The following is a 14,350-nucleotide window of genomic DNA, read 5'->3' as shown; positions in this document are numbered from 1 at the left end:
TGCAACGGTGGCTTTCGGGTCAGCCGTGGAGTGTCTGCGCGACCTGCTCCGCCAGCAGGGACAGGGCGTAGCAGGTGACAACCCGGCGGATATGGTTTCTGTCTCCGTCAACCAGAGGCACCGGTTTATCGGCGCCGAGCACCATTCCCCACCGGTGACGGCCTTCCGGCCGGGCGCGGGCGGCGAAACGCCTGCCGGTGGGAAAAGCCATCCCGATCCACACCTCACCGACCGGGTGGATGCCCACCGGCTCCGGTCCGGCGACACCGGTCAGCGACACCGCCCAGTCCGCACCGGTTGTCTGTCTGGCCCCGATAGCCATCGCTTTCGCGCAGCAGCTGCTCACCGGACCGGGATCGTCAAGAATCGCCTCGTTGACCCCGGCGAGAATATGTTTGGTGTCTGTCTGGTAGGTCACCAGCCCGCCCCGCAGCACCTGACTGGCACCCGGCACCTGTGCGATCGAGGCGGCCACCAGGCCGGCGGTCAATGACTCACAGGTGGCCACCGTCTGGCCGGCGGCGGCGAGGTTTTTCACCAGCTTCTCGGCGGCACAGGCGATCTCCCGGTCGGTGACAGGAGGGAAAACACCGTCTTTTACCGGCGGTACACCGTTAACTGCAGCATCGGTCATGGCAAAGATTTTCCTTCCACGTATTTTCCACTGGTGACGGTGGCGCCGGACCACCGGCCGGACGGGTCAGCGCCTGTTGCTCCGGCGGGAGTCGATGATGTACTGCACGCCGGTGACCACGGTGACGACCACAGCCGCAGCCATGACCACCGCTTGCACGGGAGCAAACCATCCGGGGAAAGGCACCAGATACAGTGCCACGGCCACCGACTGCAGGACGGTTTTCAACTTCCCGCCCTTGGATGCGGGAACGACATGGCCCTTGTTCAACTGCACCATCCGCCAGGCGGTGATACCCAGTTCCCGGGCCACGATCAAAACCGTGGCAATCGGCCACAGCCGCCCGGTGATGTTCAGGCACACCAGGGCGGTGATCATCAGTGCCTTGTCGGCAATCGGGTCGGCGATTTTGCCGAAGTCGGTGACCAGATTGTTGCGGCGGGCGATATCCCCGTCGAGTTTGTCGGTGGCCATCAAGGCGGCAAACACCACCAGCGACCACCACATGATGCCGGTATCGGTGCCTTTGCCCGACAGCACCAGCCATGCGAAAAACGGCACGGCCACAATCCGGATGCTGGTCAGCACATTGGGCAGGTTGAGGTTCGACGGTTGACCCCGTCGTGCTGCCTTCCCTTTCGGTGAACTCACGCACCCAAGCTTACCTGCCGTTTAGCAACCGGTGCGCACCCCCTTAAACGGCACCCGAAAAGACTGTGCGCGGACCCGGTCTGTGTGTCGGCGGCGGCGCCGTTTTTTACCCGTCCGGTCAAACCGGCGAAGAGAACCTGGCCGCCCGCAGTGAGCCGGCGCAATCATTGTGCGCCGTGGCCCCCAGCCTCCGACGAAACGAAACGGCAATGACACCGGGTTTTCTTTAAGGGGCAAAAGCCGCCACCCGGTGGTCGGTGGAAGACGAGGTTTCTACACTCGGGACCCATGAGCGTATTCGCTGTTTTCTACACCTATGACCCTGCAAGTGACCTGATTGCGCAGCACCGTCCCGAGCACCGGGAATTCCTGGCGATGCTCAAAGCGGATGGAATGCTTGTCGGCAGCGGGCCTTTCACCGATGAGGAAGGCGGGGCACTGATTGTGCTCCGGGTCGACGATGACTCCACTGTCGCGGATGTCGAAAAACTGATGGATGACGATCCTTTCAAAAAACGTGGCGCCATCACCGGGCGGACCATCAGGCCCTGGAACCCCGTGTTGAACATCTGGAACAGCTAACCGGCTGAATCAACTTACCCACCCGGTGCCCGCACGCAGTGTGACGGTGCAGCCGGGCAGCCGCGGTGTGTGCAGCGGCCAAAAATTCCGCAGCCCTTTTCCGGGAAGTCGGACACAAACCGCACCTTCCCCGGCTGCGGGTCATGCCACGGGCCACGCCCGCGCCGCCGGACCACGATTGACGCAGGCGGGCGTGACCGGCGGCGCAACGGTCGTGTGCAGCCTTGATGCGCCGTTTTTTCCGTGTCGGGACTACTTTCCTTCATACCCACCCCCGTAATACAATCGGTGGGAAGTGCATTATTGCCGACAGGGAAAGGCCCACCATGGCTTTGTCTACCGTGTACCGATTGGTTGCCGCGGGTGTGGCCGTGCCCGCTGTGCTTGCCGCCCTTTCCGGATGTGCCGGTGCTCCCGGCGATAGTGCACCCGCCACAGTCACCGTCACCGAGCACAGCGCACATTCTGCCGGCAGCGTGCCCGGGCCGCCGCCGTCGCAACCGGCCGACGCGCCAGGTGATCCAGGATCCGGGGGTCCCTGCGCCGACATATCGACCGGTGATCTCATCCGGCGGCAGGCACTGGATATCCCCGACCGTACCGCCTCCGACAGGGACTGGTTCGTCGCAGAAGACACCATCCAACCCTGCGGTGGCGCGGGCTACGCCCGCATCAACCGGTTCTCGACGATTCCCGGCTCGGAACTTGATCCGTGGAAGCCCCCGGAAGAGAGAATCCTGTTTTTCAACGGCGCGGAATTCGCCGGAATCACCCCGCCAGCCGACAGCTACTCCATTACCAACCAGCCGGGAAGCGAGACTGCTTTCACCGTCTATACCTCGGCGGCATGCACCGACGTTGCGGCCGGGGCACAGTACCGGGCGACCGTCACGGCGGACGGGTTCAGTTTCGATCCGGTCAATCTGGCTCTTGATTGCGACAACATGCTGCTTGTCGCCCCCAGCGGCGACCCGGCCGATATCGCTGCGGTTGCCTCACCACGGTTCAATCCGTTGGCAACCTACCGACGCGACGGGTTCCCCTTCCCCGTCGAGGACGAGGATTTCAGCGGCAACGACATTGGGCCGACAGTGTTTTTCCCCGACGCGCCCACCGAACAGTATTTCCGCGACCCGCAGCAAAAAGTGGCCTGCCACACCCGGGGTGAAGACGGCGGGGCACTGCCGACCAGCAGCCTGGAATGCAGGCTGGTGGATCCGCTGTCGGCGGCACCGGCCCCGGAACGCGCCTATTCACCGGCAGACAGTTTCTGCGCCGACGATGCCCCGATCTACGGCTTCGCCACCGACCTGGGCAACCCGGATGCCGTCGAAATCATCGGCCTCGGTATCGCCTGTCCCTACAACTGGCCGGATCGGAGCGGCAGCAGTCCCGACGGCTACCCCCACGACTACACGGTTCTCGGCCCCGGCCAGCGGATCCGAACCGGCGCGGGATATCTGTGCACCGGCGGCAGCGATGCGATCAGTTGCGTGCGGGGCGGCTACGGATTCACCATCGGCCCCGACACGGTGGATGTGTGGTCGCCGAAAGACACCTACTGACATCCACGGCCCTCTAGCGCGGCACCGCCGCGGCCCGGCGGGCATCCGATTTCGTTTTGAGCATGCTGGCCACCGTGGTCACAGCAAGGGTCGCCACGATCACCACCAGCGAGGTCACGGTACCGATCTCGAAAATGTGGATGGGCCGGCCATCGTTGATGAACGGCACATTGTTTTCCGCCAGGGCGTGCAGCAGGAGTTTCACGCCGATGAACGCCAGAATGAACCCCAGCCCGTAGGGCAGGAACACCAGTCTGTCGAGCAGACCGTCCAGCAGGAAGTACATCTGGCGCAGGCCCATCAGCGCGAAGCAGTTGGCGGTGAAGACAATGTAGGGTTCCTGGGTCAGGCCGAAAATGGCGGGCACCGAGTCGAAGGCGAACATCAGGTCGATAAAGCCGATGGACACCAGGGCGATGACCATCGGGGTGACCAACTTTTTGCCGTCGACCGTCGTCAGCAACCGGTCGCCGTCGAAGGTGGAGGACACCGGAATCATTTTGCGGGTCATTTTCACCACCAGCATGTCGTCGATGTCGGTGTCGCTGTCACCCCGGATTTCATCGATGACCAGTTTCACCGCCGTGTAGACGAGGAAGACACCGAAAATGTAGAACACCCACGCCCAGGCGTTGATGGCCGCCGCCCCCAGACCGATGAAAATACCGCGCAGCACCAGGGCGATCGCAATACCGATCAGCAGCACTTTCTGCTGGTATTCCCGCGGAATCTTGAATGACGAAATAATCAGCGCGAAGATGAACAGGTTGTCCACCGACAACGACAGCTCGGTGATGTAGCCGGCGAAGAATTCGACACCGTGCTGGTGGGCGCCTTCCGGGCCACCCCACTTCCACCACAGGAACATGCCGAACAGGCAGGCCAGACCGATGTAGAAAAGCATCCATCCGGTTGCTTCCTTCATGCTGGGCGCATGGGGTTTGCGGACGTGGGAGATGAAGTCGAAACAGATGAACCCGACCAGCACAACAACGGTGATGATCCAGGTGGTGGTTGTCACATGCATAACGGTATGTTTTCCGGTCCTCCGGTGTCAGGCACACTCCACACATGGTCACAAGGCCACACTGCACCCACACGGCCTGATCCACCGGAGCTTTGCGAAAAAGATCGGGCGGTGGCGCGCGGTGGTGCCGGAAGACACTGTGACGGGGCGTGCACGGGTTGATTCGGTGCACCGTTGTTGCTTTCAGGGTGCACCCACCGGAGGTCTCCCTCGCCGGGGCGTGAAAAACAGCAGCCGCAAAAGACAATCCGGGCTGATGCGTACCACCAGCCGGTTTTATAAAAACACTGTCTGCCGGTGCTGTTTTTTCCGCCGCGACCGGCGGGCCCGGGTACCGGTGGCGGACAGATCATGGAATCGTCCACCCCGGTCGCCGTGTTGACGGGTCCCGCCGAGAAAAACTTGTAAGAGGTACTCCCCTCCATCGGCGCCTGATTACTCTACACAGTCACCGCACTTCAGGTGAAACACCACCACCTGTCGGGCAGTCCGCCGGAGGTCAGCAGGCCGCCACGGGCGGCCGTGGCAGCGCCCGGGTGCCCACGCCAGAAACAGTCAGGTCGTCTGCGCCGTCGCGGAAGCATCCGACAGCCGCGAAATCCAGGTACCTGAAGCTTTCCGGAGACAGCCGGATCCGTGCCAGTCGGCTCGAACCGCAGCCCCTCCCGATAAAGCTGCAGTACCCCGATAAGGGCTGTACGCCCCCGCAGGCCGCCGTCACACACCGGTACCACAACAATCGTGGATGAATCACACACCGCGGCATACGGGGCCGTTTTTTTTCCGCGGGGGACGATGTGCTCCCCTTTGTCGAAGGGCCACCGTGTGTCACACGGTTTAGGCAGGACCCCAGACTCGGCAAGCCGCGTTTCGCCGCGAATCTTTCCCATTCCCGTCGGGTGTGAAGCCCGGGCAGTGCCCGGGGCGTTCACCTTAACCGCTGGGCCGGGCGGCGGCTGGGATGCGGTGGGGCGGCGGCTGGCTTATCCGCGTCGTCGGGGGAAGATGACGGTGACCGCACCGGCAGGCCGCTACCCGGCCCCTTCCACCACCGGGGCCGGTCAAGTGTGCCCGCGGTGGACTAACACCCCCACAGCATTGTTCCGGCGGACACAAGGGCCAGCCCGGCTGTCCACCGGCGGTGGCGGGGGAACCGGCTCATTCTTCCTGTTTCCCCACAAAGCCCCGCACCGGCAGTGGTGCGGGGCTATGCTGCCGGAACCGGTTGTCCCGGCCGGTTCCGGCATTTCTTCTCAGGCGATATTGCCGTTGGGGTTGGTGTCAACGACGGTGGTGGCCCCATCAGCTGCATCGCCGGTATCTGCACCGGGTGCCTGGCCGGGGTCGCCGCCCTTGATCATCCAGATGGTCGCTTCCAGCTCTTCCGGCTTGACCAGCACCTCGCGGGCTTTCGATCCTTCGGAGGGTCCGACAACCCCGCGGGTTTCCATCAGATCCATCAACCGGCCGGCCTTGGCAAAGCCCATGCGCAGCTTGCGCTGCAGCATCGAGGTGGAACCGAACTGGGAGTTGACCACCAGTTCCACGGCCTGCAGCAGATCGTCGAGATCATCGCCGATGTCTTCGTCGATGTCTTTTGTGCCGCCCTCGGTTTTATCCTCGGTCACCCCTTCGGTGTAGTCGGGTTCGGCCTGCGCTTTGGCGGCATCCACCACGGCCTGGACTTCTTCATCGGTGACGAACGCACCCTGGATACGGGTGGGCCGGTTGGCGCCCTGCGGAATGAACAGACCGTCACCCATGCCGATGAGTTTCTCGGCGCCACCCTGGTCGAGGATGACCCGCGAGTCGGTCAGCGAGGAGGTGGCGAACGCCAGCCGGGACGGCACGTTGGTTTTGATCAAACCGGTGACCACATCAACGCTGGGGCGCTGGGTGGCCAGCACCAGGTGAATGCCGGCGGCGCGGGCTTTCTGCGTGATGCGCACGATCGAGTCCTCGATTTCCTTTGGCGCGGTCATCATCAAATCCGCCAGCTCGTCGACGACACAGACAATGTAGGGGTAGGGCTTGTAGACCCGCTGCGAACCGGCGGGGGCGGTGATCTCCCCGGAAGCGACCTTGCGGTTGAAGTCCTTGATGTGCCTGGTGCGGGAGGCCTTCATGTCCAGGTAGCGCTGCTCCATTTCCTCGACCAGCCACTGCAGGGCGGCAGCCGCTTTTTTCGGCTGCGTGATAATCGGGGTGATCAGGTGCGGAATCCCCTCGTAGGGGGTCAGTTCCACCATCTTCGGATCCACCAGGATAAGGCGCACTTCTTCCGGGTGGGCGCGGGTCAGAAGGCTGACCAGCAGCGAATTGACGAAAGCGGATTTACCGGAGCCGGTGGCGCCGGCGACCAGCAGATGCGGCATTTTCTGGATCGAGTGGGTGACAAAGCGCCCCTCGATGTCCTTGCCGAAACCGACCAGCATCGGGTCCTGGTTGGACCTGGCGCTTTCAGCGTGCAGCACATCCGACAGCCGCACCATTTCGCGGTCGGTGTTGGGGACCTCGATACCGACCAGTGATTTGCCGGGGATCGGGGTGAGCAGCCGGACGTTGTCATTGGCCACCGCGTACGCCAGGTTGGACTGCAGGTTGGTGATCTTCGAGACCTTCACACCGGGTCCAAGCTCCACTTCGTAGCGGGTGACTGTGGGACCCCGGGAAAATCCGGTTACCCGGGCATCAACGTTGAATTCCTCGAACACCTCGGTGATCGCGTCAATCATCTGGTCGTTGGCCGCCGAGCGCTTCTTCGGTGCGGCACCGGCGATCAACAGATCGGCACTGGGCAGACGGTAGCCGCCATCGCCGGTGGCGGCGCCACCCGGCTGCGCCGGGGTCGGCGTGGCCGGCTTTGTCGCCGGGGCGGCAGCGGTCTTTTTCTCCGGGCGGCGGGACGCGGCAGCACTTCCCGCAGCCGCGGTGCCGGCACCGGCGGCAGCGGCACCCGCAGCAGCTGCTGCGGCAGCACCAGCGGCAGCGGCACCTGTGACCCCCGCGGCGGCTGTGTGCCGGGCGGCGTTGCCCGCGGCCGCCGCCGCACCGGCGGAACCGGCCGACGGGCGGCGGGCGGGTGCTGCCTCAGAGGCAGGCGGGGTATCGACGTAGGGCAGTGAGGTATTGCCGCGGAAGGGCTTTTTCTTCGCTGCAGGGGCCTGGGGCTGTCGGGTATCGGGGTCGGTGTCGTCGCGGCGCGCCCGCTCAGGGGATTGGGCGGCAGCACGCTGCCGGGTATTGTCTGCCGGCGCAGCAGCCTGCCGGTCGGATGTGTCCGCGGCGTCGTCGCGATGGCCGGGGGCCACACGGGATCGGTCATAGGCTTCCGGGGTCGGGCTGATGGGTGCCCGACCGGTAAACAGGGCGGGTTCCTCATCCGGGTCCGGCGGGTAGGCTTCCATCGGGGAGATCGGTCGGCGGCGCGGCGGCCGGGTGATCGCCGTGGTCGGCGTGTCATCGCCTGCCGCATAGTCCGGTTCACGGTGGTCCAAGTCGCGGTAGTCGCCGTCATCGTCGTAGTCGTCGAGCGGGTAGTCCAGGTCATCGTAGTCCGGCTGCGGACGCCTGACGGTCCGGTCTTCAACCCGGTAGCGGGTCTGGTCGGCTACCTCCGAGTCATCCCAGTCGGCAGCGGAATCATCCGTGTAGCCCTCGTCGAAGCCGTCGGCGCCCCTGCGGCCAAGGCCTGCGGGAAGAAGATCACCGATGATCCCGGCGAACTCTTTGACGGTGATGCCGGTGATTTTCAGGGCACCGTACAAGATGACCAGAAACAGCAGCGGGATCGCCAGATAGCGGGTAAATCCGAGGGCCAGCACACCGCCGAACAGCGCGCCGATCAGCCCGCCAGCCACCGCCCGCCCGTCTGGTTCGGTGGGAAGCCCGGCGAAAATATGCACCAGTCCCAGAATCGACAGGGCGATAAGGCCCACGCCGACAGCCACCCGTCCGGTGGCCTGGGAGGAGGGCTTCCACCCGGTCATCAACGCCACTGCCCAACCGACCAGGCAGATCGGCAGAATAAGAGCGCCGGCGCCGATAATGTAGCGCACCGTAGTGTCGAACCACTGCCCCACCGGTCCGGCCACGCCGAACCAGCTGGCGCCGCCACAGACAAGCGCCACCCCGATCAGCAGCAGGGCCAGCGAGTCGTTGTAGCCGGAGGTGCGCGGGCGGGGATGATCCCCGGAGCCGACCCGGGCACGCTGCTCCCGCGGCGGGCGGGAGCCGGTCTCCGCCGGATCTGTGTCCGCGGCCGAGGCAGCTTTTTTGCGTGATGTCCCTTTGGCGCGTGATGTGCGGGTCACCGCGGTGGTGGGCGCATCATCGCCGGTGTCGTCCAGACTGCCGTCGGGGCGCACCGGCATGCCCGCCGCTTTGCCGACCCCACGGACAGTACCGCCGACACCTTTGGCCACGAGGCCGACCAGACCGGAGACCCCACGGCCGACCGCGCCGACGGCACTGGGGGTGCGTTCCGGCGCGGAGGCGGCGCCGCGGCGGGCGCAGTTGCCCAGCGTGGCGGGGGCGGAGCCGCGGCCACGCCTGGCGGCCGGGCTTTTCTTCTTTGATCCGGACGGTGTTGTCCGATTGGAGGCAGGCATACCTGAAACTTTAGCCAAAGAAGACACTTGAGTCACATAAGAAACACCAGTCACTGCCAATCGTGACCGAACCGGCATCATCAGCAGCGGGAAAAGACTTATGTCAAGCCTTTACCCTTTACTTTCGGCGTGTCGTCGCCACCGGTGCGGCTGCCCTACGGATGGGTGACAGTTCCGGCAAACTACCCCGGTGTCATTAGCCGGTCACCGGTGCGGGTTGTCGGCTGCCGGTTAGTCCCGCCCCGGAGATGGCCATCACCGCCCGCTGCGACCTCGGTGTGGGGCGGGCGGTGGTCATTGCCCGCTCCCCTCCCCCACCACCGGTGGCAGACACCGACAGGCACGGCGGCCGGGGCGGACCGCCGCCCGGAAGGGGGAGAAAAACAACAGCACGCTAGATCTTGCGGATGTCGATGGCGGAGGTATCGCCGTCGAAGATCAGATCGGTGGTGGGGCGTCCGTAGCAGTAGAGCAGGATCTCCGGCACCGGTCCGGCGATGCGCACCACATCATTGCCTTTGGCCGCCACCGTGGATCGGTCGGCGCAGACAATCCGGTCGAAACCGTCAGGCTGCACAATGACCGGTTTGGATGATTTTTTCAGCATCACGGGGGCAATGAATTTCAGTGCCTGGTAGAGCTCGGACAGATCCTGGGTGCGCAACGAGCGCGGCTGCCAGCCTTCCTCCGCACGGCGCACATCCTCGTGGTGGACGAAGTATTCGGCGGTGTTGGCCTGCTTGTCGATGTAGCGCAGCGGATTCCACACCGGCGCCCCGGTCATCCACTCCTTGACCACATCCTGGTAGTTTCGGCGCAGCAGCTGATCGGTTTTGTCGCCGTGGTATTTCTCCAGGGGGGCGACAAACAGCCCCGCCAGGGCGACCGGATTGTTTTCCCGCAGCAGAAGGTGCACCGCCAATGAACGGGTATTCCACCCCTCACAGCAGGTCGGTGCTTCCGGCCCCTTGTCAAGCAGAAGGTTGCCGAGTTCCTTGCGTTCCTTGCGTGCCAGTGTCATAAAACCCAAGCCTAGCGCACCGTGACCCGGCCACCAGGGTGGACCATGGAAAATATCGGTCACACAGTGTTGTGTGCGGGATCCCCACACCCCACGGCCGCACGGATCGGCCCCGGACGGTCACAGACCACACCCCGCCCCTGCCGCTGGCGGGCAGGTGACGGGGTGTGGTGTGCCAGCCGGTGAATGTCACCGGCGAAAGCTGGTGGTGTTAGAGCGATTCGCGGTTGCGGCGTACTTCATCTTCGTCGGCGCTGACGTTTTTGGAACTCATGGCCACCAGTGTGGGGATGACCATGGGCTTGCGGCGCCACTTGTTTTCCACGAAGCGGGCGACTTTGCGGCGCAGCCGCTGCACCATGCGGTAGGTGTCATTTTCACCTTCGCTGGCCAGCATCTGCAGGGTGTCACGGACCACGTCGCGCACCGCCGGCATCATTTCGGCGGAATCTTCCGAGAAGCCCTTGGTGACAACGGTGGGGATTTCGATCGGCAGGCCGGTGCGGTTGTCGATAACCACGGTAATCGAGATCAGGCCACCCTCACCCATGGAGGTACGGTCCGCCAGGACCTCCTCGTCGACATCACCCATGGTGACACCGTCGACGTAGAGATGACCGACCGGAATCTGGCCGACCACACTGGCCCGGCCGTCGACCAAGTCAACCACCACACCGTTTTGCGCCAGCACCACGTTGTCCCGCGGCACACCGGTGGACACAGCCAGTTCCTTGTTGGCCCGCAGGTGGCGCCATTCGCCGTGCACCGGCATGGCGTTGACCGGACGCACCGCGTTGTAGAGGAACAGCAGTTCCCCGGCGTAGCCGTGGCCGGACGTGTGGACTTTGGCGTCTTTGCCGGTGACAACCGTGGCACCGATCTGGGCCAGCATGTTGATCACCCCGAAGACAGCCTCCTCGTTGCCGGGAACCAGCGACGAACTCAAGATGATCAGATCCCCGTCACGCACGGTGATCTGGCGGTGCTCCCGGCGGGCCATCCGTGACAGGGCGGCCATCGGCTCCCCCTGGGTACCGGTGGTGATCAGCATGACCTTGCGGGGATCCATTTTCGCCGCCTGGTCCATGGAGACAAACGTGTCCTTGGGGGCCGTGAGGTAGCCCAGCTGCTGGGCGATCTCCATATTGCGGACCATGGACCGGCCGGAGAAAGCGACTTTACGGCCCGCTGCGACAGCCGCGTCAACAGCGGTCTGCACACGGTAGACGTTCGAGGCGAAGCTGGCGAGAATCACCCGCTGCTTGGCATCGGCCACCAGCCGGTTGAGGGTGGGCCGGATATCGGATTCCGATCCCGAGATACCCGGCACCGTGGCGTTGGTCGAATCACACAGGAACAAATCCACGCCCTCGTCGCCGTAGCGGGAGATCGCCGGCAAATCAGTCGGTTTACCGTCGGTGGGAGTCTGGTCCAGTTTGATGTCACCGGTGTGCAGGATGGTGCCGGCCTCGGTAGACAGCACAATACCCAGGCAGTCGGGAATCGAGTGGTTGACAGTGTAGAACCGCACCCGGAATTCGCCGTAGGTGACATCGGAGGTGTTGTCGACCTCGATGAGCTTCGGCCGCTGGCGGTGTTCCTTGCACTTGGCGGCAATGAGGGCACAGGTGAATTTCGAGGCCACGATCGGAATGTCGTGGCGCAGCTTGAGCAGCCACGGGATCGCCCCGATGTGGTCCTCATGCCCGTGGGTGATCACCAGGGCGTCGATCTTGTCCAGGCGGTCTTCAATGTAGGAGAAGTCCGGCAGGATCAAATCCACCCCCGGCTCGCCGGAGGAGGGGAACAAGACACCGCAGTCGATCAGCAGCATCCGGCCCTTGTACTCGAACACCGTCATATTGCGGCCGATTTCCGAGATGCCGCCGAGCGCGACGATGCGCATGCCGTTTTTCGGCTGCTTCGGCGGTTCGGGAAGACGTTCAGTCAGGTCCGCGCCCTGCATGGATTTAACCACGGTACGCCGCGAGCGGCCGAAATTGGCGACATCACTGTCGCCGGCGCCTTGTCCCCCACCGGTGTTGCCGCCCGCGGGGTTGTTCCCGGTGGCGTCCTGATAGGGATTGTTGCCCCGGCGGTTGCGTCCATTTCCGGAACGGCCACGGCCGTTGCCGTTGCCGCCCTTGCCACCCTGCCGGCCGTTGCCGGACTGGGCTTTGTTGTTCCCGTCACCGTTTCCGGAGCCGGGGGCCTTGAACTCGGGGGCCTCTGGCGGACCTGCCTTGCGGGTCGTTTTCCGGGATCGATTGCGGGTATCACTCATATTCACATAACTCCAGTTTTTTTGAGTAGGCGGACCAGCTCTTGCTCCTGCGCGGCTGACGGTGCAACCTGCGGCAGCCGGGGCTGGCCCACGTCGCGGCCCACAAGTTTCAGGGCCGCTTTGGCGAAGCTGACTCCCCCAAGCAAAGCCTGGGCGTGTGTCAGCGGGATCAAAGTCGAATTGATGCGGCGGGCCTCAATGAGGTCCCCGCTGTTGAATGCATCGTGGATGGCGCGGAGCCTGTCCGCGGCCAGGTGGCCGATAACACTGATAAAACCTGTGGCTCCCAGCGACAGCCAGGGCAGATTCAACGGGTCATCACCCGAGTACCAGGCAAGTCCGGTCTCGGCTATCAGGTCTGTGGCGGCCGCCAGATCGCCTTTGGCGTCTTTGACGGCGGTAATGTTTCGATGCTCCGCCAGACGGCGGATGGTGTCCGGTGCAATCTGCACACCGGACCGACCTGGAATATCGTACAGGCACACAGGCGTATCTGTTGCATCGGCGACAGTCGTGAAGTGCCGCAGCAGGCCTTCCTGCGGTGGCTTCGAATAGTAGGGGCTGACCACCAACAGGCCATCAACCCCCAGGTCAGCTGCCTTTTTCGACAGCTCAACGGTGTGTGTGGTGTCGTAGGAACCGGTGCCGGCGACAATTTTCGCCCGGTCGCCGACTTCCCGCTTGACTTCCCGCAGAACGAGGAGTTTCTCCTCGTCGGTGGTGGTGGGGCTCTCGCCCGTCGTCCCGCCCAGAACAAGACAGTCGCAGCCCTGGTCCACGAGGTGAGCCGCCAGCTTTCGCGTGGCGTCCACGTTCACTGCCCCGTCGGCATCAAACGGGGTCACCATGGCGACAGCGACGGTCCCGAAGGTTCCGGCGCCTGTGGTGGCAGTCATACCTGTGCTCATAACAATCCAGGCTACCTGTTGTGCGACCGTTAGCCCCAACTGACACGGTAGTTACCGGCAACAAAACCGAATTGATGCCGATTGCCCGACGCTAGGCCCGTTTCAGTGGACCACGCCCACACTTCGGGAAAGAATTGTTGTTATGGCCACCACCAGTCCGACCACCAACGATTTCAATGAAATCATCAGCAGCGTATTTGACACACCAACCGAAAGCACGGTCTTGTTTGCCACCGTCAACGACGCACCGGACCAATGGCAGATGGTGCCCGGTACCAACTGCCACTGGGGCAACGGGGCATATGTGGATTTTAGGGAAAACTGAAACAGGATCCATTGCAGTCCCCTGGCCGATACTTGTTGACGGCAACAAATCCCGACAATGACAACCGGGATGACAGCCACATCATCGTGCTGGCGATGAATCCTTCATCGGCAGCGTTTTTCGGAAGTTGTGCACAGGGTGGAGACCCCACGGCTGAAACTGTGTGAAAGCAGCTGATGAATCCTGACAATGTCCTTGCAGTCGACCTGCCCGCCCGTCCCGCCCGGATCAGCATGGTCAATCTGCTGCCGCTGCGGGAGCCAAAGGCCGCAGAACTCATCAGCACTTACAAGGATCTGCTGCTCACCGATGGCTTCGTCACTGTGGAGCTGATGACACAGCTGATGGTGACAAACAGGGACTTCGTGACAGCGTTCATCAACGAATCGACCAACAGGTACGCCTGCACATGGGTTATATACGCCTGGGGCGTGGAGTGGCGGACGGCAGCCAAAGGATGGATTGGCCCGGCAGCGCAGCTTTTTCCAGACGAACACGAGAGACAATTCACCGAAAACGACAAAGTCTCTTTCGGGTTTTTCCCTTTCAAGGATGAGCTGCCGCTGCATCCTTTCATGGGGTGGAAGCCCTCGACAGGCAACACACGAAAAAAGTTCACGGTGATCAATTGGCAGGACAGCCCACCGTCGTTCTACGACGGATTCGACTGGGCAGTCACGCTCGGGATGTTCGATGTTCTCGGACAGGTCTCTGCACTGGACGACGATCCGGAGTAAGCAACG

General features: G+C 63.3%; 11 protein-coding genes. 4 read left to right on the top strand and 7 right to left on the bottom strand.

What is annotated here, in order from left to right; translation table 11 throughout:
* Positions 1-19 precede the first annotated feature (19 nt).
* Positions 20-634, bottom strand: a complete 615-nt coding sequence (locus JZY06_RS01435) for a CinA family protein (protein ID WP_207117841.1) — start codon at positions 632-634, stop codon at positions 20-22.
* Positions 635-700: 66 nt separating this feature from the next.
* On the bottom strand, positions 701-1,285 hold the full coding sequence (gene pgsA / locus JZY06_RS01430; RefSeq protein WP_207117838.1) for a CDP-diacylglycerol--glycerol-3-phosphate 3-phosphatidyltransferase: 585 nt from the start codon (positions 1,283-1,285) through the stop codon (positions 701-703).
* Between the two features lie 288 nt (positions 1,286-1,573).
* Between pgsA and JZY06_RS01425 the strand changes: the two genes are divergently transcribed.
* Complete coding sequence (locus JZY06_RS01425; RefSeq protein WP_207117835.1) at positions 1,574-1,867, top strand: YciI family protein; 294 nt, start codon at positions 1,574-1,576, stop codon at positions 1,865-1,867.
* Positions 1,868-2,193: 326 nt separating this feature from the next.
* Complete coding sequence (locus JZY06_RS01420; RefSeq protein WP_207117833.1) at positions 2,194-3,432, top strand: hypothetical protein; 1,239 nt, start codon at positions 2,194-2,196, stop codon at positions 3,430-3,432.
* Between the two features lie 13 nt (positions 3,433-3,445).
* On the opposite strand, the gene JZY06_RS01415 is transcribed toward JZY06_RS01420, so the two are convergent.
* The 5 genes from JZY06_RS01415 to dapA form a co-directional block, all read right to left on the bottom strand.
* Complete coding sequence (locus JZY06_RS01415) at positions 3,446-4,459, bottom strand: TerC family protein (RefSeq protein WP_207117831.1); 1,014 nt, start codon at positions 4,457-4,459, stop codon at positions 3,446-3,448.
* 1,253 nt (positions 4,460-5,712) lie between these two features.
* Positions 5,713-9,069: an FtsK/SpoIIIE family DNA translocase gene (locus tag JZY06_RS01410; protein ID WP_207117829.1), complete on the bottom strand. Its 3,357-nt coding sequence runs from the start codon at positions 9,067-9,069 to the stop codon at positions 5,713-5,715.
* Positions 9,070-9,463: 394 nt separating this feature from the next.
* Entirely contained in the window at positions 9,464-10,090 is a 627-nt protein-coding gene (locus JZY06_RS01405; RefSeq protein ID WP_207117826.1) for a TIGR03085 family metal-binding protein, read from the bottom strand.
* Between the two features lie 211 nt (positions 10,091-10,301).
* Complete coding sequence (locus tag JZY06_RS01400; RefSeq protein WP_207117823.1) at positions 10,302-12,374, bottom strand: ribonuclease J; 2,073 nt, start codon at positions 12,372-12,374, stop codon at positions 10,302-10,304.
* A 2-nt stretch (positions 12,375-12,376) separates the two neighbouring features.
* Entirely contained in the window at positions 12,377-13,282 is a 906-nt protein-coding gene (dapA, locus tag JZY06_RS01395) for a 4-hydroxy-tetrahydrodipicolinate synthase (RefSeq protein WP_207117820.1), read from the bottom strand.
* Between the two features lie 142 nt (positions 13,283-13,424).
* Between dapA and JZY06_RS01390 the strand changes: the two genes are divergently transcribed.
* Together JZY06_RS01390 and JZY06_RS01385 are read left to right on the top strand one after the other, a co-directional pair.
* Positions 13,425-13,607: a hypothetical protein gene (locus JZY06_RS01390; RefSeq protein WP_207117817.1), complete on the top strand. Its 183-nt coding sequence runs from the start codon at positions 13,425-13,427 to the stop codon at positions 13,605-13,607.
* A 176-nt stretch (positions 13,608-13,783) separates the two neighbouring features.
* Positions 13,784-14,344, top strand: coding sequence for a hypothetical protein (locus JZY06_RS01385; protein ID WP_207117814.1), 561 nt, complete (start codon positions 13,784-13,786; stop codon positions 14,342-14,344).
* The last annotated feature ends 6 nt before the right edge of the window (positions 14,345-14,350 follow it).

The organism is Corynebacterium mendelii, from assembly GCF_017307055.1.
In the GTDB taxonomy this organism is placed as follows: Bacteria; Actinomycetota; Actinomycetes; order Mycobacteriales; family Mycobacteriaceae; genus Corynebacterium; species Corynebacterium mendelii.
This window is presented reverse-complemented; position numbering and strand designations above follow the sequence as displayed.